The organism is Arenimonas maotaiensis (assembly GCF_014638745.1).
Lineage (GTDB): Bacteria > Pseudomonadota > Gammaproteobacteria > Xanthomonadales > Xanthomonadaceae > Arenimonas > Arenimonas maotaiensis.
The window spans coordinates 236,354-256,054 of record NZ_BMFO01000001.1 but is presented as its reverse complement, the minus strand read 5'-3'; the positions used below and the strand labels follow the sequence as shown (position 1 = coordinate 256,054).

The 19,701-nt window shown below is 66.9% G+C and carries 19 protein-coding genes; 8 read left to right on the top strand and 11 right to left on the bottom strand.

The genetic code is table 11. The features are described 5' to 3' along the window. Window positions 1-3: 3 nt before the first annotated feature. The 4 genes from IEV56_RS01190 to IEV56_RS01175 form a co-directional block, all read right to left on the bottom strand. On the bottom strand, window positions 4-1,371 hold the full coding sequence (locus IEV56_RS01190) for an alpha/beta hydrolase (protein WP_188446889.1): 1,368 nt from the start codon (window positions 1,369-1,371) through the stop codon (window positions 4-6). Next, window positions 1,368-1,565: a type II toxin-antitoxin system antitoxin gene (locus IEV56_RS01185; protein ID WP_188446887.1), complete on the bottom strand. Its 198-nt coding sequence runs from the start codon at window positions 1,563-1,565 to the stop codon at window positions 1,368-1,370. Before IEV56_RS01185 ends, IEV56_RS01190 begins: the two co-directional genes overlap by 4 nt. A 9-nt stretch (window positions 1,566-1,574) precedes the next feature. Next, entirely contained in the window at window positions 1,575-2,441 is an 867-nt protein-coding gene (locus IEV56_RS01180; protein ID WP_188446885.1) for an SPFH domain-containing protein, read from the bottom strand. Window positions 2,442-2,576: 135 nt separating this feature from the next. Next, the gene (locus IEV56_RS01175) at window positions 2,577-3,509 is read right to left on the bottom strand and encodes a hypothetical protein (RefSeq protein WP_188446883.1); all 933 of its coding nucleotides are present in this window, start codon (window positions 3,507-3,509) and stop codon (window positions 2,577-2,579) included. 42 nt (window positions 3,510-3,551) lie between these two features. On the opposite strand from IEV56_RS01175, the gene purT reads away from it, so the two are divergent. Next, window positions 3,552-4,748 (top strand): formate-dependent phosphoribosylglycinamide formyltransferase, encoded by a 1,197-nt coding sequence (gene purT / locus IEV56_RS01170; protein ID WP_188446881.1) that lies wholly within the window; start codon window positions 3,552-3,554, stop codon window positions 4,746-4,748. Here purT and IEV56_RS01165 read toward each other — a convergent pair. Continuing rightward, window positions 4,745-5,893: an endonuclease/exonuclease/phosphatase family protein gene (locus IEV56_RS01165; protein ID WP_188446878.1), complete on the bottom strand. Its 1,149-nt coding sequence runs from the start codon at window positions 5,891-5,893 to the stop codon at window positions 4,745-4,747. The two genes, purT and IEV56_RS01165, sit on opposite strands and share 4 nt — an antisense overlap. 79 nt (window positions 5,894-5,972) lie before the next feature. Between IEV56_RS01165 and IEV56_RS01160 the strand changes: the two genes are divergently transcribed. Continuing rightward, window positions 5,973-7,814 carry a DUF4153 domain-containing protein gene (locus IEV56_RS01160; RefSeq protein ID WP_188446876.1) on the top strand — a complete coding sequence of 614 codons (1,842 nt, stop codon included), beginning with the start codon at window positions 5,973-5,975 and terminating at the stop codon, window positions 7,812-7,814. A gap of 18 nt (window positions 7,815-7,832) precedes the next feature. On the opposite strand, the gene asd is transcribed toward IEV56_RS01160, so the two are convergent. After that, on the bottom strand, window positions 7,833-8,672 hold the full coding sequence (gene asd / locus IEV56_RS01155) for an archaetidylserine decarboxylase (RefSeq protein ID WP_188446874.1): 840 nt from the start codon (window positions 8,670-8,672) through the stop codon (window positions 7,833-7,835). Continuing rightward, on the bottom strand, window positions 8,669-9,304 hold the full coding sequence (locus tag IEV56_RS01150) for an SCO family protein (RefSeq protein ID WP_188446872.1): 636 nt from the start codon (window positions 9,302-9,304) through the stop codon (window positions 8,669-8,671). The genes asd and IEV56_RS01150 overlap by 4 nt, the downstream gene beginning before the upstream one ends. A gap of 82 nt (window positions 9,305-9,386) precedes the next feature. Between IEV56_RS01150 and prmB the strand changes: the two genes are divergently transcribed. From prmB to IEV56_RS01130, 4 genes are read left to right on the top strand one after another with little or no spacing between them, the layout of a single operon-like run. Beyond that, window positions 9,387-10,301, top strand: coding sequence for a 50S ribosomal protein L3 N(5)-glutamine methyltransferase (prmB, locus tag IEV56_RS01145; protein ID WP_188446870.1), 915 nt, complete (start codon window positions 9,387-9,389; stop codon window positions 10,299-10,301). Between the two features lie 8 nt (window positions 10,302-10,309). After that, window positions 10,310-11,419, top strand: coding sequence for a chorismate synthase (gene aroC / locus IEV56_RS01140; RefSeq protein WP_188446868.1), 1,110 nt, complete (start codon window positions 10,310-10,312; stop codon window positions 11,417-11,419). Between the two features lie 9 nt (window positions 11,420-11,428). After that, window positions 11,429-12,460, top strand: coding sequence for an aspartate-semialdehyde dehydrogenase (locus IEV56_RS01135; RefSeq protein WP_188446866.1), 1,032 nt, complete (start codon window positions 11,429-11,431; stop codon window positions 12,458-12,460). A gap of 26 nt (window positions 12,461-12,486) precedes the next feature. Beyond that, window positions 12,487-13,905, top strand: a complete 1,419-nt coding sequence (locus IEV56_RS01130; RefSeq protein ID WP_188446864.1) for a type IV pilus assembly protein FimV — start codon at window positions 12,487-12,489, stop codon at window positions 13,903-13,905. A gap of 12 nt (window positions 13,906-13,917) precedes the next feature. Here the strand turns inward: IEV56_RS01130 and IEV56_RS01125 are convergent, their stop codons facing one another. From IEV56_RS01125 to IEV56_RS01115, 3 genes are read right to left on the bottom strand one after another with little or no spacing between them, the layout of a single operon-like run. Further along, the gene (locus tag IEV56_RS01125) at window positions 13,918-14,319 is read right to left on the bottom strand and encodes a hypothetical protein (protein ID WP_188446862.1); all 402 of its coding nucleotides are present in this window, start codon (window positions 14,317-14,319) and stop codon (window positions 13,918-13,920) included. Next, window positions 14,316-15,200 (bottom strand): acyl-CoA thioesterase II, encoded by an 885-nt coding sequence (gene tesB / locus IEV56_RS01120; RefSeq protein WP_188446860.1) that lies wholly within the window; start codon window positions 15,198-15,200, stop codon window positions 14,316-14,318. Before tesB ends, IEV56_RS01125 begins: the two co-directional genes overlap by 4 nt. Continuing rightward, on the bottom strand, window positions 15,197-15,781 hold the full coding sequence (locus IEV56_RS01115; protein ID WP_188446858.1) for an N-acetylmuramoyl-L-alanine amidase: 585 nt from the start codon (window positions 15,779-15,781) through the stop codon (window positions 15,197-15,199). The genes tesB and IEV56_RS01115 overlap by 4 nt, the downstream gene beginning before the upstream one ends. A 66-nt stretch (window positions 15,782-15,847) precedes the next feature. On the opposite strand from IEV56_RS01115, the gene IEV56_RS01110 reads away from it, so the two are divergent. Both IEV56_RS01110 and rlmKL read left to right on the top strand, forming a co-directional pair. Beyond that, window positions 15,848-16,369 carry an alpha/beta fold hydrolase gene (locus IEV56_RS01110; RefSeq protein ID WP_188446856.1) on the top strand — a complete coding sequence of 174 codons (522 nt, stop codon included), beginning with the start codon at window positions 15,848-15,850 and terminating at the stop codon, window positions 16,367-16,369. Beyond that, the gene (rlmKL, locus tag IEV56_RS01105) at window positions 16,366-18,498 is read left to right on the top strand and encodes a bifunctional 23S rRNA (guanine(2069)-N(7))-methyltransferase RlmK/23S rRNA (guanine(2445)-N(2))-methyltransferase RlmL (RefSeq protein ID WP_188446854.1); all 2,133 of its coding nucleotides are present in this window, start codon (window positions 16,366-16,368) and stop codon (window positions 18,496-18,498) included. Before IEV56_RS01110 ends, rlmKL begins: the two co-directional genes overlap by 4 nt. 40 nt (window positions 18,499-18,538) lie before the next feature. Here rlmKL and IEV56_RS01100 read toward each other — a convergent pair whose 3' ends face one another. Further along, window positions 18,539-19,657 (bottom strand): polyamine ABC transporter substrate-binding protein, encoded by a 1,119-nt coding sequence (locus IEV56_RS01100; protein ID WP_188446851.1) that lies wholly within the window; start codon window positions 19,655-19,657, stop codon window positions 18,539-18,541. Between the last annotated feature and the right edge of the window lie 44 nt (window positions 19,658-19,701).

Here is a 19,701-nt window from a genome sequence, read left to right as displayed (position 1 = left end):
GCCTCAGTGCGCCTTGATCCACGCCGCGATGTCGGCGATCACGGCGGCATCGACCTGCGCGGGCTTGAGGTACTCCTGCGGATTGCCCCGGCCTTGGCCCGGCATCAGCAGATGGTTCAACGCCGGATAGCGCCGGATGCGCACGTCGGCTCGGCCGGACAGGCCTTTCTGCCAGCGCGCCAGATCGCCGGCCACCGTCACTTGGTAGTCGCGTTCGCCTTGGACCAACAGCATCGGCAATTTCAAGGCCTTGGCTTCGGCTACCGGATCGTAAGCCAGCAGCCCGCGCCAATAGGTTTCCGGCAAACCCAGCATCGGCTTGGCCGGCGCCGGTCCGCCGCCGCGCATCGCCTCGATTTCATCGCGTTGCGCGCGCATCGCGGCAATCGCCTGCAACTCCGGCTCGGTGACCGCATCGTCCAGTTCGGCCAGGTATTCGACCTGCTCCGGCACGATGTCGTGCAGATCGCGGGCGTTGGCCGCCAACAGCACGAGACCGCGCACGTTGCCGGCCTGTCTGGCGATCATCGGCGCCGCGTAACCGCCCAGACTATGGCCGAGCACGAATACCCGGGCCGCATCGATGCCGGGCGTCCGGCGCAGGAGCGCCAGTGCGGCGACGGCGTCGTCCACCGTTTCTTCGCGCAGCGTGAAATGGCCGCCGGCGAAATCCTGCGGCCGCGCCTTGGTGCGTTTCTCGTAGCGCAGCACGGCGATACCGTCGCGCGCCAGACCATGGGCCAGATCGCTGAACGGTTTGTTCGGCCCAATGCTTTCGTCGCGGTCGTGCGGCCCGGAGCCGTGCACCAGCACCACGGCGGGGAAGGGGCCATCGCCGGCGGGCAGGGTCAGCGTCGCCGGCAGTCCGGTGGCGTCATCGCCGATCTGCAACATGCGTTCCGAAAACGCGGAATCGGCGACAGGTAAGGGAGTGGGAGGCGTCTGCGCCGCCGCAGGCAGGATGCGGAAGCCCGAAATCCTGCCGCGTGCATCGACCGCGACCAGCGCATCCAGTGCCGCATTGGCGAATTGGTGGCGGTAGAACACCAGGTTCTGGCCGTTTTGCGCGGTCAGCCGCGCCGCGCCGCGGCTGCGCAGCGCGCCGAATTGGCGCGGCAGCGCGTTCCAGACATCGCCCAACTGTACCGACGACAGGCTTTTCCCGAGGGAGTCGTCGAACAGGGCATGCGCACCGGCATGGTCGCCGGCATCGAGCAGGACCAGGAAGCGATCCGCGATGCCGATGGCCGGTGCGGATTCGGTATTGGCCGAGGCAGTGGCCCCGGTGCCGGGTGTGTTGCCGGCGGCGGCCATAGTGCAAGGCAGGACCATCGCCAGCAGCAGCGGCAGGACTGTCGGTGCGTGTTTCATTCGGATTCTCCTGTGCCGGCGTTTTCCCCGGTATCCGCGTTCGGTGCCTTCAATCGGCCGTTGCGGCGCAACGCGTCGCGCAGCACATATTCGATCTGTGCGTTCAGCGAGCGCAACTCATCATCGGCCCAGTGCTGGACGGCTTCCAGCACCCGGGCGTTGATGCGCAGCGGAAAGGCCTTTTTCTCGCTCATGGCGAGCGGTCAGTAGATCGAGCCGGCATTGACCACGGGCTGGGTGCCGCGTTCGCCGCACAGCACCACCAGCAGATTGGATACCATCGCGGCGCGGCGCTCGGGATCGAGCTCGACCACGTTGCGCTTGGACAGCTCGCCGAGCGCCATTTCGACCATGCTGACCGCGCCTTCGACGATGCGGGTGCGGGCCGCGATGATGGCGCTGGCCTGCTGGCGCTGCAGCATGGCCTGGGCGATTTCCGGCGCGTAGGCCAGATGGCTGATGCGCGCTTCGATCACGCGCACGCCGGCTTCGGCCAGGCGCTCCTGGATCTCTTCGGTCAAGTGCTTGGCGATTTCGTCGGCGTGGCTGCGCAAGGCGATCTTGCCGTCCTCGTGCTGGTCGTACGGATAGCTGGTGGCCATCGCGCGCAGCGCCGCTTCCGACTGGATGTGCACGAAGCTTTCGTAGTCATCGACGTTGTACACCGCTTCGGCCGAGTCGACCACGCCCCAGACCACCACCGCCGCGATCTCGATCGGGCTGCCGTCGAGGTCGTTGACCTTCAGCTTGCCGGATTCGAAGTTGCGCACGCGCAGCGACACCTTCTTCTTGCCGTAGAACGGATTGTTCCAACGCAGGCCCTGTTCCTTGACCGTGCCGACATATTTGCCGAACAGGCTGAGCACGGCGGCCTGGTTCGGCTCCACCATGTACAGACCGGCCAAGCTGAAGGCGGCCAATGTCAGCATCAGTAGCGAGCCAATGCCAATAGCCGGCGCCTGGCCTTGCACGCCACCAATGAAGAAGCCGAAGCCGGCGACGGCGATGACGAGCAGGCCGACGAGGAGGCTGACGATGCCGTGATAGGACGCGAGTTGGTTTTCTTTCATGGGATTCTCCGTGATTGGTATCAAAATGATATCAAATATATTGACTGCGTCAAGTGAAGGAAAAATATTAAAAATCAATGAAATAAAAAAGGCGACGAGGGTCGCCTTGGTAATTGGACGGAGCCGGCTATCCGCTCAGGGCTGGATGCGGTCGAAGCGGATCAGCGGCGTCGGTGCCTGTTCGCTGCCGACGAACAGGCTGTCGCCGTCGGCGGAATAGCCGATGGCTTCGGCCTGCGGCAGCCACGGCAGGGTGATGGTGGCCAGCGGTTTCAGTGCCGGCACCGGACGCTCGGGCAGGGCGAAGAAATTGATCTGCTGGTAATTGAGCACCGCGAACACTTGGCCGTCCGGTTCGAGGTCGGCGCCGGTGATCTGCGCGCGGTAGCGGCCGAAGTCACCCTTGGTATTCATGGTCTTCGCATCCGGCTGGGCGATGCCGTCCAGCACCGACAGCAGTTCCGGCGAGCTGCCGTCGGCGGCGTCCATGGCCAACGTGAACAGTTCCGCCGGCACGCGCTTCTTGGAAATCAGGTAGAAGCGGCCGCGTTGACCGGAGGCCATCATCGATTCGACGTCACGGGCGCCGTCGGCCCAACGGAAGCGGAGGCTGCGTATCGGCTTGAGCGTGACGTCGGCCAGTTGTTCGGGCTCTTCGAATATATGGATGAACAGCTCCGGCCGGATGCCGCCGTTGTCGCCGGTATCGGCGATGGCGAGATAGCTGCGGCCGTCGATTTCATAGCTGGCCACGTCTTCCCAGTCGATGTTGCGCACGCCCTCGACTTGGATTGTCGCACGGGTCTTGGCTTGCGCGTCGATGGCGACCAGCTCGGCGGCGTTGTCGCCGTCGTTCATGGCCCAGAAGATGCCGTCATGGCGGTTGGAGCGCGCCATGCCGGACAGTTCGCCGAGTTTGCCTGCGTCGGGAATGCCGGCGAACGCCGGTTCCGACCAGCGCTGCACGGCCGACTCGGACGTCGCCTGGCAGGCTGAAAGCAACAAGGGTCCGGTACAGAACAGGGTCAGCAGTGCGGGGCGCAGGCGCGCCGGAACGAGGCGTTTCATCCTGCGTATAATGACATACCCCATCATCCGCCGACAATCGCCATGACCGTCCAAGCCACCGCCATCGGCACGCCCGAAGCCCGCAACGCCTTCCGTGTCCTGCTGCTCGGCGCCGGCGAACTCGGCAAGGAAGTGGCCATCGAACTGCAGCGTTTCGGCGTGCAGGTGATCGCCGCCGACCGTTACGACAACGCGCCGGCGATGCAGGTGGCGCACGAATGCCATACGCTGAACATGCTCGACCCGGCCGCATTGCGCGATCTGATCGCGCATGTCAGACCGCATCTGGTGGTGCCGGAAATCGAAGCCATCCACACCCAGACCTTGGTGGAGTTGGAGGAGGGTGCCGGCCTGCGGGTGATTCCGACCGCGCGCGCCGCGCGCCTGACCATGGACCGCGAAGGCATCCGCCGGCTGGCCGCGGAAACGCTCGGGCTGCCCACCTCGCCGTACGGCTTCGTCGACACCGAGGCCGAATACCTGGAAGCGGTCAAGGCCATCGGCCTGCCGTGCGTGGTCAAGCCGCTGATGTCCTCGTCCGGCAAGGGCCAGAGCACGGTGCGCGGCGTGGACGACATCGCCCCGGCCTGGGAAAAGGCGCAGACCGGCGGCCGCGCCGGCCAGGGCCGCTGCATCGTCGAAGGCTTCGTCGACTTCGATTACGAAATCACCCTGTTGACCGTGCGCCACCGCGACGGCACCTCGTTCTGCGCGCCGGTCGGCCATCTGCAGGTCGACGGCGACTACCGCGAGAGCTGGATGCCGCAGCCGATGCGCGACGCCGCGCTGGCCGAGGCGCAACGCATCGCCCGCGCCGTCACCGACGAGCTCGGCGGCTACGGCGTGTTCGGCGTCGAGCTGTTCGTGAAAGGCGACAAGGTCTGGTTCAGCGAAGTCTCGCCGCGCCCGCACGACACCGGACTGGTCACACTGATCTCGCAGGAGCTGTCGGAATTCGCCCTGCACGCGCGCGCCATCCTCGGCCTGCCGATTCCGGAAATCGCCGATTACGGACCGTCGGCTTCGGTCGCCATTCTGGCCAAGGGCAAGGGCATTCCGCAGTTCCGCGAGGTCGACCGGGCCTTGATCGAACCCGGCACCGCACTGCGCCTGTTCGGCAAACCGTCGGTGGACGGCTCCCGCCGCGTGGCGGTCACCTTGGCCCGCGATGTGTCGATCGAGGCCGCGCGCGCCAAGGCGCGCCGCGCCGCCGCCGCGTTGAAGGTCGACCTGATTTAATCCGTCAGATCGACCCACACCATGCGGTGGTCGCTGGCGTCCAGCCAGTCCGCGCCGGTTTCGTCCGGCATCGGCCAGAACACGCCCGAGGCGGTGGCCCGGAAACCGGTCGACGGCAACACGTAATCGACGCGCAGATTGCCCGATTGCGGCCCGAACGCGGCGGTGTCGTGCCGGTGCGCGCCACGGTGACCGGTGTTGGCGCCGCCATCGGCCCAAGCCGCCGCCTCCGCACCGACGGACTGCGGTGTGGCCATGCGCAATATGCGCGGATGTTCCAATAACTCGATGATGGCCTCGCGCCGGCCGCCGCCGTCGGCCGGATCGGCGTTGAGGTCGCCCACGATCACGAAGCGCGCTTCCGCGGCCAAGCCGCCGCGCCGGCCCTCGTCGTCGACGATCCAATCGGCGTTCTGCGTCGATATATAGTCACGCCAGAACCGGATTTCATCGGCGTTACGCCGGCCGTTGCGGTCTTCCGGGCCGTCGAACACCGGCGGCGTGGGGTGCGCGGCCAACAGATGAATCGTGCCCAGCGGCGTCCGTACCGGCACGTCCCAGTGCGATTTCGAGGACAGCGGGAACACGTGCCACGCCGCGGGCGGATACCAGGACGAGCCGTCCGGATGCTGTGGCGCCAAGGCGCCGGGCATGTCCCGCCAAAGGACGTCGCGGAACGTGCGTACCGCTGATTGCTCGATCGGAAAGCGTGACAGCACCAACATGCCGTATTGGCCGGGATGCCGGCCGAAACCCCAAGCATCACCGGGGCCGTCGCAGCGGCCGTCGCCGTCCAGGTCGAAACCGCTTGGCACGCCGGTGTTGACCGGCGCGAAGTAACGGTACGGGTAGCTGATTTCCGCCTGGCCGTATTGCGGCACGGCCAGATAGCGTTGCTGGAACAGGTCGGCGGCGGTGCCATCGGCGTCGTAGTCGAATTCGTTCAGCAGCAGGATGTCCGGCCGTTTGTGCTGGATGACCGCGGCGATCTTGCGTGCCGCCGGATCGTCATTCCGCAGGCGTTCGACCAAGCCGTCGGCGCGCTCGGAATACAGCGAGGCGTTGAACGTGGCCACGCGTACCGTGGCGGCCAAGGCCGGCGAAATCAAGCCGGCGGACAACGCGAGCAGGGCGGGAATGCGCATGGTGTACGGCTCCGGTGGAATGGCATCATTCTGCCATGGCGGGGCTATAATCGCGGCAAAGCCTCCGGAGACCGCCGCCATGTCCGAGACCGAAAGCCGCGTACCGCGTTCCGACGTCAACCGCGCCACCGCCGGCGCCCGCGTGCTGATCGGCCTGCTGCAGGGCTTGGCGCTGTACCTGATCTACCAGGCCGCCGAGAACGGCATCTGGAACGCCGGCAACTCCGGTCTCTTCGCGGCGCTGCTGCTGGTCGCCGCCATCGCGCCGGGTCTGGCGATTTCCGGGCTCGGGCACATTCCAGGCCGTAGCCTGCTGCGCTGGTTGCTTCCGGCGGCGCTGGTGCTGGCCCTGCTCGGCTTTTACGACATCTGGCGCAGCCTCGGCGCGCCGGATTGGCGTTACGGTGTCACCCCCGGCGGCGCCCGCTATCCGTCGCCCGAGTTGTGGGTGCATGCCTTGGCCGGCTTCTTCATCGCGCATTCGATGGTCACCGCCGCCGCGCTGGACGGCCGCCGCATCGCATCCTATCGCAGCTATTTCGAGTCTTCCTGGAAACTGCTGATCCAGGTCGCGTTCGCGGCCGCGTTCACCGGCCTGTCCTGGCTGGTGCTCGTGCTCGGCGCGGCGCTGTTCCACCTGATCACGCTCGATTTCCTGCGCGATATGCTGGACGAGCCGTGGTTCGCGATTCCGGTCACCACCTTCGCCTTCGCCTATGCCCTGCACATCACCGACGTGCGGCCGGCCATCGTGCATGGCGTTCGCAGTCTGGTTTTGGTTTTGCTGTCCTGGATTCTACCGGTGGCCGTGCTGCTAATCGGTGGATTCCTGCTGGCATTGCCGTTCACCGGCCTGGAGCCGCTGTGGGCCACCAAAGCCGCGACGGCATTGCTGTTGGCTGCATCGGCAGTTCTCGCGGTATTAATTAATGCCGCGTTCCAGGATGGCAGTGTCAGTTCGGAAGTCGCGCTGCCGATTCGCTTCGGTGCGAAAATTGCGGTCCTGTTGATTCTGCCTCTGGCCCTGATTGCCGCCTATGCACTCAGTCTGCGGGTCGGACAGTACGGCTGGACCGTCGACCGCCTGGTCGCCGCGTTCTGTCTGGTGGTGGCCTTGGGCTGCGGAGCGGGTTATTTCTGGGCCGCGCTGCGTAGCCCGCAATGGCTGTCACGGATCGCGCCTGTCAACATCTTCACGGCCTTCATGCTGCTGTTCCTGTTACTGGCGATTTTCTCGCCGGCGCTCGATCCGGCACGCATTTCGGTCAACAGCCAGGTCGCGCATCTGCGTGCCGGCAACATCACCGCCGCCGCCTTCGATTACGACTACCTGCGCTTCAGCGGCCAACGCTTCGGTCAGGACGCCCTGCGCGATCTGCAATCGGACAACACGCTGGCCGATGCCGCCACCGTCCGGCTGAAGGCCGCGGCGGCCTTGGCCAAACAGACCGAATGGAACGCGCAGCCGGCGAAGATGAGTCGGGAATTGTTGGCCACCAACATCCGCGTGTGGCCGAACGGCGCGGCGCTGCCTGCCGATTTCCTGGCCCAGGACTGGCCGGCGGCGATGAAAGACGAATCCTGGCAATATCCCGAATGCCTGCGCGACAGCGGCAAGACCTGCGACGCCTACCTGATCGACCTTGACGCCGATGGCACGCAGGAGGTGGCGCTGCAGCTCGGCTCCGGTTCGCTCGGCGTGCTCAAGCGCGGGCCGCAGGGGTGGCACCGGATCGGCAATCTGCTGTTGCCGTTCAATTGCCCGGGCACGCGCGAGGCGTTGCGGGCCGGCCGTTTTGCCGTGGTGCCGCCGGTATTACGGGAACTGGAAATCGCCGGTACGCGTTATCGCATGGATCTGGACGACAAAGTGGAGGAATGCGGCGAGACGGAGAAAGCCGGCGCGCCGCCGCCATCCTGATCGGACCGGCGCCTTGCGTTAACGCACGCGGCCCATGCGCCGGCCGAGCACGGTCGGCTGCTGATGCGCGAACGCATCCAGTTCGATCTTGCCTTCCGGGAACAGCAGGATCACGGTCGAGCCGTAGTTGAAGCGCGCCATTTCCGCGAAGCGTTCCAGGCGGATGTTCCGGCCGCGGAAGTCGATGCGTTTTGGGCGGTCGGCGTATTCGGGGATGTTGACGCCGTTCCACACCGTCTCCACGCCCGAGACCAGCATGGCGCCGACCATCACCGCGCACATCGGCCCGAAGTCGGTGTCGAAGTGGCAGACCAGACGCTCGTTGCGGGCGAACAGGCGCGGCACGTCGGCCACGGTGCCGGGCGAGACGCTGAACAGCCGGCCCGGCACGTGCAGGGTTTCCACCAGGGTGCCGGTCCAGGGCATGTGCACACGGTGGTAGTCGCGCGGCGACAGGTAGATGTTCATGAACTCGCCGTGGCGGTAGGCTTCGGCCATGCCGGCGTCGCCCAGCAGTTCGGCGGCGGTGAAGTGGTGGCCCTTGGCCTGGAAGATGCGGCCGTCCTCGATCTTGCCGCATTGGCTGACCTTGCCGTCGGCCGGCAGCAGCAGCGTGCGCGGGTCCGGATCGGCCACGCGCGCGCCGGGTTTCAGCGCACGGGTGAAGAACGCGTTGAAGCTCGGGTAGCTGTCCGGATCCGGATTGGCGGCTTCGGCCAGGTTGACGTCGAAGTTCGCCAGGATGGTGTGGATGAAGCGGCGCTTGATCCATGGCGTGGTCGAATGCGCCAGCCGGTAGGCCAGCGACGACAGCAGGCGGTGCGGCAGCAGGTATTGCGCGAGCGAACTCGGTTTCATGGCGTGGCCTTGGTCAGCGCCAGCAGGTCGCGCGCGATGGCGTCCGGCTTCAGCGGCGGGCGGATCAGGCCGGCGAATTCGGCCTTCGGGTTGAGCAGCACCAGAGTCGCGGAATGGTCCATGGTGTAGCTGTCGCCTTGCGGCACTTTCATGTACACCAGGCCGAGGTCGCGGGTGAACGCGCCCAGCTGCGGCTCGGCGGCGGTGGCGGTCAGCGTATCGGGGTGGAAATAGGCCGCGTACTCGGCGATGCCGGCCGGGGTGTCGCGCTCGGGGTCGATGGACACGAACAGCAGGCGCGGCGCGTTCGGCAGTTTCGCTTCGGCCCAGATCTTCTGCGCTTTGGCCAAATCGGTCAGCGTGGTCGGGCAGACGTCCGGGCAATGCGTGAAGCCGACGAACACCACGGTCCAGTGGCCTTTCAGACTCTCAGCGGTCAGCGCGCCGTCGGCGCTTTGCAGGGTGAACGGAGCCAAGGCGCGCGGCGTGTCGATGACCTTGCTCACTTCCAGCGCCGGCAGGGCCGGTGCGGCGTTGCCGGGCAGACTGGGCGGGAACAGGCGGCTGGATAGGGCCAAGCCGAGGCCGGTGGCCAAGGCGACGATCAGGATGGTGGTGATTTTGCGGTTCATCGGCGGCAAGTGGCGGGAATTCAAGGGGAATTATAGCCTTTGCGGCCGTATAATAGGCGTCCACGCACCTGCCGGAACCGCCATGACCGCCGAATTGTCCACCCTCATCGATTTCATCCGTTATGGCGCCAGCCGCTTCGGCGAAGCCGGGTTGACCTTCGGCCATAGTTTCGACAATGCCTTGGACGAATCGACCCAGCTGGTGCTGCACGCCCTGCATCTGCCGCACGATATCGGTCCGGCCTATGGCCAGGCCAAGCTGACCGCCGCGGAAAAGGACGCTGTGCTGAATCTGTTCCGCCGCCGCATCGACGAGCGCATCCCGGCCTGCTACCTGACCGGCGAGGCCTGGTTCGCCGGCCTGAGCTTCAAGTCCGATACGCGCGCCCTGGTGCCGCGTTCGCCGATCGCCGAGTTGATCGAATCCGGTTTTGAACCCTGGTTGGGCGGCCGTCCGGTCGTATCCGCGCTCGACCTGTGCACCGGTTCGGGCTGCATCGCCATCGCCATGGCGCATTACAATCCGGACTGGCAGGTCGACGGCGTCGATATCTCCGACGACGCGTTGGCGTTGGCCGCCGAGAACAAAGCGCGTCTGTACGCCGATAACTGCAGCTTGATCAAGAGCGACCTGTTCGCCGGCCTGCAGGGCAAGGTCTACGACCTGATCGTGACCAATCCGCCGTACGTCACCAACGACGAGACCGACGCCTTGCCGAAGGAATATGCCTACGAGCCGGACCTCGGCCTGCGCGCCGGCGACGACGGTCTGGACTTCGCGCTGAAGATCCTGCGCGACGCCCCGGCGCACCTGAGCGAGCACGGTCTGCTGATCTGCGAAGTGGGCGAGAGCGAGCGCCATCTGGCGGCGTTGCTGCCGGAAGTGCCGTTCCTGTGGATCGAGTTCAAGGTCGGCCAGATGGGCATCTTCGCGATTGACCGCAACGACATCCTCGCCCATCATGGACGCATCAAAGCACTCGCGGATGCGCGCTGAGGAAACCCGTGTCGGATAACCGTTTCGGAAAACTGTTCACGGTCACCACCTTCGGCGAGAGCCACGGCCCGGCCATCGGCTGCGTGATCGACGGTTGCCCGCCCGGTTTGGCCATCGACGCATCCGAGTTCGCCGCCGACCTGGCCCGACGCGCGACCGGCAAGAGCCGGCACACCTCGCAGCGCCGGGAAGAGGATGCGGTCGAGATTCTGTCCGGCGTGTACCAGGGCCTCACCACCGGCACCCCGATCGCCTTGCTGATCCGCAACACCGACGCCCGCTCCAAGGACTACGACGCCATCGCCGCGCAGTTCCGCCCGGGCCACGCCGATTACACCTACCACCACAAGTACGGCATCCGCGATCCGCGCGGCGGCGGCCGCTCGTCGGCGCGCGAGACCACGATGCGCGTGGCTGCCGGCGTCATCGCCAAGAAGTGGCTGGCAGGGAAATACGGCATCGCCGTGCATGCCTGCGTCAACCAGGTCGGCACGTTGCGCGCCGAGATGCCGGCCGTCATCGACTGGTCGGTGGTCGAAGCCAATCCGTTCTTCTGGCCGGATGCGGCGCAGGTGCCGGAACTGGAAGCGCTGCTCGACGCCACCCGCAAGTCCGGCGATTCGCTCGGCGCGCGTGTGCTGACCGTGGCCACCGGCGTGCCGGTGGGCTGGGGCCAGCCGATCTACGGCAAGCTGGACGCCGAATTGGGCGCCGCCATGCTGTCGATCAATGCGGTCAAGGGCGTCGAGTTCGGCGCCGGGTTCGCCGCGGTGGAACAGCCCGGTAGCCGGCACCGCGACCTGATCGGCGCCGACGGCTTCCACAGCAACCACGCCGGCGGCATCCTCGGCGGCATCAGCAGCGGCCAGGACATCACCTGCCAGGTCGCGTTCAAGCCGACCTCCAGCCTGCGCCTGCCCGGCGAGTCGCTGGACGCCGACGGCAAGGCGGTCGAGGTGGTCACCACCGGCCGCCACGATCCCTGCGTCGGCCTGCGCGCGCCGCCGATCTGCGAGGCGATGATGGCGCTGACCCTGATGGACCTGGCGCTGCGCCACCGCGCGCAATGCGGCGACGTGCCGGCGCAGACGCCGCGCGTGCCCGCCGGCCGCAACTGAAATTCCCGAATGAGTGACGAAACCATGCGCAAGACCTTCACCGTAGCCGTCGTCGGCGCCACCGGCGCCGTCGGCCAGACCATGCTCAGCATCCTGGAGGAGCGCGACTTCCCGGTCGGTACCCTGATACCGCTGGCGTCCGAGCGTTCCGCCGGCGACCAGGTCGAGTTCAAGGGCGGCAAGCTCACCGTGCGCGACCTCGCCACCTTCGATTCGAGCGGCGTCGATTTCGCGCTATTCTCGGCCGGCGGCGGCATCTCGAAGGAATACGCGCCGAAATTCGCCGCGGCCGGCGCCGTCGTGATCGACAACAGCTCGGCGTTCCGCATGGACGCCGATGTGCCGCTGGTGGTTTCGGAAGTGAACCCCGAGGCGCTGGATTCGATCCCGCGCGGCATCGTGGCCAACCCCAACTGCTCGACCATGCAGATGCTGGTGGCGCTGGCGCCGATCCACCGCGCCGCCGGCATCCGCCGCATCAATGTCGCCACTTACCAGTCGGTGTCCGGCGCCGGCCGTTCGGCGCTGGAAGAGCTCGGCCGGCAGACCGCCAACATCCTCGGCTTCAAGGAGCCCGAGCCGCAGCGCTTCCCGGTGCAGATCGCGTTCAACCTGATTCCGCACATCGACGAGTTCCTCGACAACGGCTACACCAAGGAGGAGATGAAGCTGGTCTGGGAGACGCGCAAGATCCTCGGCGACGACAGCATCCAGGTCAACCCGACCGCCGTGCGCGTGCCGGTGTTCTACGGCCATTCCGAGGCCGTGCACGTCGAGACCGAGCGCAAGCTGTCGGCCGCTGAGGCGCGCGTGCTGCTGGAGAAGACGCCGGGCGTGACCGTGGTCGACGAGCGCGCGCCGGGCGGTTATCCGACACCGGTGACGCACGCTTCCGGCACCGATGCGGTCTATGTCGGCCGCATCCGCGAGGACATCTCCTGCCCGAACGGCTTGAACTTGTGGGTGGTTTCCGACAATATCCGCAAAGGCGCCGCGTTGAACGCGGTGCAGATCGCCGAATTGCTGGCGGCGAAACGCTGATTCGACGACAAGGACACCGCGTACCCATGACGCTCCGCCCCCACGCACTGGCACTGGCCGCGGCACTGGCCGCCTCGCCGGCGTATGCCGTGAGTCTCGGCCAGGTGCAGATGCAGTCCGGGCTGGGGCAGCCGCTGCTGGCGACGGTGCCCGTGTATGACGCCGACGCCGACGACCTGCGCAGCCTGGACTTTCGTCTGGCCTCCGACGACGCCTTCCGCCGCCTGGGCCTCGAGCGCGGCCAGTACCAGGACATCCAGATCCGTCTGGTGTACGACGACAGCGGCCGGCCCGTGTTGCAATTGAGTTCCGAACGCCCGTTCAACGAGCCGGTGTTCAACCTGCTGCTGGATGCCAACTGGCGCGACGGCGGCCGGTTGGTGAAGGAAGTCACCGCCTTGGTCGATCCGCCGTTCATCGCCCGAACCGCGGTGCAGACCATCGACGCGCCGACCGTGGAGTTGGCGCCGGTGGTGGCGGCCCCGGTTCCGTCGCCGGCGCCGCGTACGCCCGCGATCCCGACCGGAAGCCGAACGGAGTCGCGTGAGCCGGCGCCGGTTGCTGAGGAAAAGCCGTCGGCACCCGTCAAGCCGACCGCCAAACCGGCGCCGCGTCCTGCGCAATCGGCGACGTCTGCGCCGCCGCGCGTGCCGGCGATTCCGGCCACGGCCGACAACCAACGCGAAGTGCGCGCCGGCGAAACCCTGTATGCCATCGCCACCGAACGGCGCGGCCAATTGGCCGACAGCCGCATCAGCCTGAACCAGATGATGGCGGCGATCCAGCGCGCCAATCCCGAGGCCTTCATCCGCGGCGACGCCAACCGGCTCAAGCGCGGCAGCGTGCTGCGTCTGCCCGACGAGCGCCAGACCCGCGCGTTGCTGCCCGAAGACAGCGCCAATCTGCTCAACAGCCAATGGGCGCGCAAGGTACAGGCGCAGCCGGCGCCGGTGCTCGATGCAGCCAACCGGCTCGGCCGCGGCGCGGATTCCGCCCCGGCACGCAAACCGGCGGGCGCGGTGGCAATCAATCAAGGACGGCTGAAAATCGTGCCGACGGTGGGGAACATGAATACTGCGGGAAGCCAATCCGGTGCCAGCCGTTCCGGCCAAGGCAATGAACTGCGTTCCGAGAACGCCGCCGGCGCCGAGGAAATCGCCGCGCGCCAGGTCGAAATCGCCAACCTGCGCAAGCAGCTGGACGAGGCTGCGAAACTGCAGACGGAGAGCAAGCGCCTGATTGAACTGCAGAACAGCCAGATCAAGCAGCTGACCGAGCGCATGCAGCAGATCGAGAAAGGCGTTCCGGCCGCGCCGGTGGCCGCCGGCGCGCAACCGGCCGTCGAGGCCGCCGCGCCCTGGTACGCCAGTCCGTTCGTATCGGTCGCGGGCTTGTTGCTGATCGCCGGCTTGGCCGGCGCGTTGTTGATCCGTCGCCGGCGCTGAGCCGGCGCTTTCTCAGGCCGCCATCAGGCGGATGCCCTGGATCACGATCAGGCCGATCACCACCACCAACAGCAGCATACGCGCCTTGTTCAGCCGGTCGGCCGGTTTCGCGGCGCGCTTCGGCGCCTGCCGGTAGCTTTCCGGCAGGTACGAAGGTTCCGCCGACTTGCCTTCCAGCAGGCCCTGCTGCTTGAGGATCTCGCGCGCGGCGCGGTAATCGTCGGCGCGCGACACCCACAGCTGCGGTTGCGGCTCGTCGAGCACTGCCTGCTTCTCGTTGTAGCTGAAGCCGCGGCGCGAGTAGGTCTTGTAACTGCGGCCGCCGATGATGCGGCATTCGATGCCGGCGGCGTCGAACAGCGCTTTCACCTGCTCGACGTTCTCCAGCCGGGCCGAGCTGAACATCATCCTCATGCCTTGTTCTCCGGTTCCTGCGGCAATACGCGGATCAGGCCTTCCTGCGCCACCGAAGCCACCAGCACGCCGTCGCGGGTATAGATGCTGCCGCGCGCCAGGCCGCGCGCGCCGGAGGCCGAGGGGCTGTCCAGCGAATACAGTAGCCAGTCGTCGATGCGGAACGGGCGGTGGAACCACAGCGCGTGGTCGAGCGAGGCCATCTGCACGGTCGGCTGGTAGTAACTGATGCCATGCGGGAAGGTGCTGGTGCCGAGCAGATAGAAATCCGAGGCATAGGCCAGCATGGCGCGGTGCAGGTTGACGTCGTCGCCGATCGGACCGCTGAGGCGGAACCAGACCTGCTGGTAGGGCGGACGCTTGCTGGGCTTGAGTTCGTCGCGCGGATACACCGGGCGCATCTCGAACGGCCCCATGCGCGACAGCCAGCGCTGCATCTTGGCCGACAGATGCGACAGCACTTCCGGGCTGGGCGGCTGGGGCGGCTCGACGTCCTCGGGCTGCGGCACTTCCGGGATGTGGAACTGGTGGCTGACGCCGTCCTCGTGCTTCTGGAACGAGGACGCGAACACCAGGATCGGCTTGCCGTGCTGGATCGCGGTCACCCGCCTGACCGAGAAGCTGTGGCCGTCGCGGCCGCGGTCGACGTCGAACACGATCGGCGCGTTGATGTCGCCGGCGCGCAGGAAGTAGGCGTGCAGCGAATGCACCGCGCGCTCGTCGCCCACCGTCTGCTGTGCCGCGCTCAACGCCTGGCCCAACACCTGGCCGCCGAACACGTATTTGGTGCCGATGTCGCGGCTTTGGCCGCGGAACAGGTTCTCCTCGAGGCGTTCGAGGGTCAGCAGTTCGATCAGTTCGTCGACGACGCGGTTGCTCATGCGGGATTGTCCGGTTGCAGGCGGGTGAGGCCGCAGGCGTCGAGCACCTGCGGCCAAGGGAAATGCGGGCCGGGATCGCGCTTGCGCCAGACCGTCCGCGCCGGGTCGTCGCTGGCCGGCACACGCGCGGTGTCCAGGTCTTCGTGGCCGGCGATGAAGCGCAGCGCCGGCAGTTCCTGCCGCAGGCACCGCAACAGCGCAATCACGGCGGCAATCTGCGCCGGCGTGTAGGGCTCATGCATGGCCTGATGCCGGCTGTCATACCACTCGGGGTAGCGGCCGGTGTTGACGATTTCGATGCCGACCGAGCGCGGGTTGTAGCCGCGGGTGTGATGCGCGATGCGTAGCGGGTCGACGTAGCGCAGCACGCTGCCGTCGCGGTCGATGTAGTAGTGTCCGCTGTTGCCGGTGCCGGATTCGTGCAGGATGCGCTCGCCGTATTCGCGCGCCATGGCCAGGTCCGGCAGCTCGGTGCAGTGCATCACCACCAGGTCGATGGCCGCCGCATCGCGCGTCGGCAGCCGGTCCGCATACGGCAGGGGCTGGTCGGCAATCGGGCAGGGCGCAGCGGAATCGCTCATAATACGCACAGTTTACCATTCCCCGGCGGCCGCCTCCCGGCCGAACCGCCCCATCCCGGAGCCTCCATGAGCGGACACGTCATCATCTCGCACGGCCTGAACAGCGGCCCCGACGCCACCAAGGCCATGGCCCTGGCGCAAGCCTGCGACCTGCTCGGCTGGCGCTGCGAGATTCCCGATTACCGCGACCTGGACGCCGTGATGCCGCCGATGGGCGACGTGCGCGCACGCATCGCGCGCCTGCAGGCGCGGGTCGACGCCGCCGGGGGTCCGGTGGTGCTGGCCGGTTCCAGCATGGGCGCCTTCGTCTCCTGCCGGGTCGCGTTGGCGCGGCCGGTTCAGGGTCTGTTCCTGATGGCGCCGCCGATCGCGCTGGACGGCTTCGACGATCTGCCCCTGGATGCGCCGGCGGTGCCGCTGTCGATCGTGCACGGATGGCACGATGAACTGATTCCGGCCGGACATGTGGTGGCCTGGGCGGAGAAGCGCTCGGCGCGCCTGAGCCTGGTGAACGATTCGCACCGTCTGGCCGAACACGTCGATCACTGCGCGCAGCAATTCGCGCTCCTGCTCGGCGCGCTGTCGTGAAGTTCTTCCTGTCCTGCGCCAAAGGGCTCGAATACCTGCTGGTCGACGAACTCAAGGCCTTGGGTGTGCCGGCCACCGCCACCGTGGCCGGCGTCAACGCCGAGGGCACGCTGGCCGACGCGCAGCGCGCGGTCATGCATTCGCGGCTGGCCTCGCGCGTGCTGTGGCCGATTGCGCATTTCGACTGCCGCGACGAGAACGACCTCTATCAGGGCATGCATGCCCTGCCGTGGGAAACGCATATCCCGGCCGGCGCCACGCTGGCCATCGACGCGCGCATCTCCGGCCAGGGCCTGACCCATGAGCGTTACGCCGCGCAGCGCGCCAAGGACGCGATCGTCGACCGCCTGCGCGCCCGCACCGGCACGCGGCCGGACATCGACGTCGAGCATCCGGACGTGCGCGTCAACCTGCACGTGCGCAAGGACCGCGCCGACATCGCCATCGACCTCGGCGGCGGCTCCCTGCACAAGCGCGGCTGGCGTCAGGACCAAGGCGAAGCGCCGATCAAGGAGAATCTGGCCGCGGCCATGCTGTACCGCGGTAAATGGCCGGAGGTCTACCGCGCCGGCGGCGCCGTACTCGATCCGATGTGCGGCAGCGGCACCTTGCTGGTCGAGGCCGCATTGATGGCCGCCGACGAAGCGCCCGGCCTGTACCGCCATGGCGAACGCCTGCCGACGCAGTGGTCGGGTTTCGACGCCGCGGCCTGGCAACAGATCCGCGCCGAGGCCAAGACCCGCGCCGAGGCCGGCCGCGCCGCGCTCAAGCCGGTGTTCTACGGCTACGACGAACAGGCCGAGGTGTTGCGCAAGGCGGTAGCCAACTGCGACCGTGCCGGCTTGGCCGAACTGGTGCGTTTCGAGCGCCGCCCGGTGTCGGCGCTGCAGGCGCCGCGCGAGGAACACGGACTGGTGGTCTGCAACATGCCGTACAACCAGCGCCTGCAGGCCGATCCGGCGCTGTACCGCGAAACCGGCGACGCGCTGCGCACGCAGGTGCCGGGCTGGCGCGCGGTGCTGCTGTGCGGCAACGACGACCTAGCCTTCGCCAGCGGCCTGCGCGCCAAGAAGAAATACGAGTTCCACAACGGTTCGCTGGCCTGCACCCTGCTGGTCTGCGATCCGATCCATGTGCCGCGCCCGGAGCGCGAAGGCTCACGGCCGCTGTCCGAGGGCGCGCAGATGGTGGCCAACCGGCTGCAGAAGAACCTGAAGAACCTCGGGCGCTGGGCTACGCGCGAGGGCGTGGACTGCTATCGGGTGTACGACGCGGACCTGCCGGAATACGCCGCCGCCATCGACCGCTACCCCGAGGCCGACGGCCAGGGCCGGCTGTTCCTGCATGTGCAGGAATACGAGGCGCCGGCTGAAATTCCCGAGCAGACCACCCAGCACCGTTTCAAGGAATTGTTGCAGGCGGTGGAGTCGGTGTTCGCGCTGCCGCGTGCGCAGGTCTCGGTGAAGAAGCGCCGGCGCGGCAAGGGCGGTAGCAAGTACGGGCGCATGGACGAAACCCACGACTTCCTGCAGGTGGCCGAAGGCCGCGCCCGGCTGTGGGTCAATCTGTTCGACTACCTCGACACCGGCCTGTTCCTCGACCATCGGCCGATGCGCCTGCGGCTGGGGCAGGAAGCGCGCGGAAAGCGTTTCCTCAACCTGTTCTGCTATACCGGTACCGCCAGTGTGCACGCCATCCTCGGCGGCGCGTCGGCCTCGACCTCGGTCGATCTGTCGAGCACCTATCTGGACTGGGCCGACGCCAATTTCGAGCTCAACGGCATCACCGGCGGCAGCCACCAGCTGGTGAAGGCCGACGTGATGGAATGGCTGGGCAACTGCCGTCAATCCTACGATCTGGTGTTCTGCGATCCGCCGACCTTCTCCAACTCGGCCAGCGCCGAGGACTTCGACGTGCAGAAGGACCATGTCGCGCTGCTGCGCGCCATCGTCGGCCTGTTGGCGCCGGGCGGCGTCTGCTATTTCTCCAACAACTTCCGCAAGTTCCGCTTCGACCTGGCGGCGGTGTCGGAATTCGCCGCGGTCGAGGACATCTCGGCGCAGACCATCGCGCCGGATTTCGAGCGCAATCCGAAGATCCACCGCTGCTGGAAACTGGGCAAAAAATAAACCCGCCGGAGCGGGTTTATTTTCCAGCATGCCGGCCGTGTCACTTGCCGGTCTTGATCGTGGTCCACAGCCGCACGCGTTCGCGTTGCACGTCCATCGGGAACGTGGCCGGATCGACCAGTTTGGCGGCGACCTCGGGCTTGGGATAGATCGACTCGTCGGTTTGCACCTCGGCCGGCAACAGGGCCTTGGCGGCGGTGTTCGGCGTGGCGTAGGACACGTATTCGGCGACGCCGGCGGCGACCTCGGCCTTCATCAGGAAGTCGATGAACTTCATGGCGTTGGCCTTGTTCGGCGCGTCGGCCGGCACGGCCATCACGTCGATCCAGCGCGCGGCGCCTTCCTTCGGGATGACGAAGGCGATCTCCACGCCGTTGCCGGCTTCCTCGGCGCGGTCGCGGGCCTGGAACACGTCGCCGGAATAGCCCATCGCCACGCAGACGTCGCCGTTGGCCAGGTCGGTGATGTATTTCGAGGAGTGGAAGTAGGTGATGTTCGGACGCGTACCCAGGAACGCGGCTTTGATGCCGTCCAAGGTCTTGGCGTCGGACACCTTCGGATTCAGGCCTTTCCACAGCACGGCCGAGGTGAAGGCGTCTTCGGGGTCGTCCAGCACCGCGATGCCGCATTGCGCCAGCTTGCCGGCCACGGCCGGATCGAAGATCAGCGACCAGCTGTCGAGCGCGGCGTCTTCGCCGAGGATCTCGCGCACTTTCTTGACGTTGATGCCGATGCCGGTGGTGCCCCACAGATACGGCATCAGCTTGGCGTTGCCCGGATCGATGCCGGCCAGCGCGGCCATCACCGACGGATCGTTGTTCTTGGCGTTCGGCAGCGCGGCCTTGTCGAGGTCGGCGTAAATGCCGGCGGCGATGTGCTTCTCGGCGAACGGACGGGCCGAGGGGAACACCACGTCGTAGCCCGAGGCGCCGGCCAACAGCTTGGCTTCTAGAGTCTCGTTGCCGTCGTAGACGTCGTACACCACCTTGATGCCGGTTTCCTTCTCGAACGCGGCCACGGTGTCTTCGGCGATGTAATCGCTCCAGTTGTAGACATACAGGTTCTTCGACACCGCCTCGTCGGCTTTCGGGGCATCATCCTTGCCGCCGCAGGCGCTTAACAGGCCGCAGGCGGCCAAGACAAACAACATCCGTTTCATCGCAGATCCTCCAGGTGGGTATCGGCCGCCATTCTAGCGCACTG

Excerpts from the sequence above, each read along its gene's own strand:
- IEV56_RS01115 (WP_188446858.1), bottom strand. The coding sequence starts at position 15,781 with ATGAGCGATTCCGCTGCGCCCTGCCCGATTGCCGACCAGCCCCTGCCG.
- IEV56_RS01125 (WP_188446862.1), bottom strand. The coding sequence starts at position 14,319 with ATGAGGATGATGTTCAGCTCGGCCCGGCTGGAGAACGTCGAGCAGGTG.
- IEV56_RS01190 (WP_188446889.1), bottom strand. The coding sequence starts at position 1,371 with ATGAAACACGCACCGACAGTCCTGCCGCTGCTGCTGGCGATGGTCCTG.
- IEV56_RS01175 (WP_188446883.1), bottom strand. The coding sequence starts at position 3,509 with ATGAAACGCCTCGTTCCGGCGCGCCTGCGCCCCGCACTGCTGACCCTG.
- IEV56_RS01180 (WP_188446885.1), bottom strand. The coding sequence starts at position 2,441 with ATGAAAGAAAACCAACTCGCGTCCTATCACGGCATCGTCAGCCTCCTC.
- prmB (WP_188446870.1), top strand. The coding sequence starts at position 9,387 with ATGACCGCCGAATTGTCCACCCTCATCGATTTCATCCGTTATGGCGCC.
- IEV56_RS01100 (WP_188446851.1), bottom strand. The coding sequence starts at position 19,657 with ATGAAACGGATGTTGTTTGTCTTGGCCGCCTGCGGCCTGTTAAGCGCC.
- IEV56_RS01165 (WP_188446878.1), bottom strand. The coding sequence starts at position 5,893 with ATGCGCATTCCCGCCCTGCTCGCGTTGTCCGCCGGCTTGATTTCGCCG.
- IEV56_RS01130 (WP_188446864.1), top strand. The coding sequence starts at position 12,487 with ATGACGCTCCGCCCCCACGCACTGGCACTGGCCGCGGCACTGGCCGCC.
- IEV56_RS01135 (WP_188446866.1), top strand. The coding sequence starts at position 11,429 with ATGAGTGACGAAACCATGCGCAAGACCTTCACCGTAGCCGTCGTCGGC.
- purT (WP_188446881.1), top strand. The coding sequence starts at position 3,552 with ATGACCGTCCAAGCCACCGCCATCGGCACGCCCGAAGCCCGCAACGCC.
- IEV56_RS01150 (WP_188446872.1), bottom strand. The coding sequence starts at position 9,304 with ATGAACCGCAAAATCACCACCATCCTGATCGTCGCCTTGGCCACCGGC.
- IEV56_RS01110 (WP_188446856.1), top strand. The coding sequence starts at position 15,848 with ATGAGCGGACACGTCATCATCTCGCACGGCCTGAACAGCGGCCCCGAC.
- IEV56_RS01185 (WP_188446887.1), bottom strand. The coding sequence starts at position 1,565 with ATGAGCGAGAAAAAGGCCTTTCCGCTGCGCATCAACGCCCGGGTGCTG.
- IEV56_RS01160 (WP_188446876.1), top strand. The coding sequence starts at position 5,973 with ATGTCCGAGACCGAAAGCCGCGTACCGCGTTCCGACGTCAACCGCGCC.
- asd (WP_188446874.1), bottom strand. The coding sequence starts at position 8,672 with ATGAAACCGAGTTCGCTCGCGCAATACCTGCTGCCGCACCGCCTGCTG.
- tesB (WP_188446860.1), bottom strand. The coding sequence starts at position 15,200 with ATGAGCAACCGCGTCGTCGACGAACTGATCGAACTGCTGACCCTCGAA.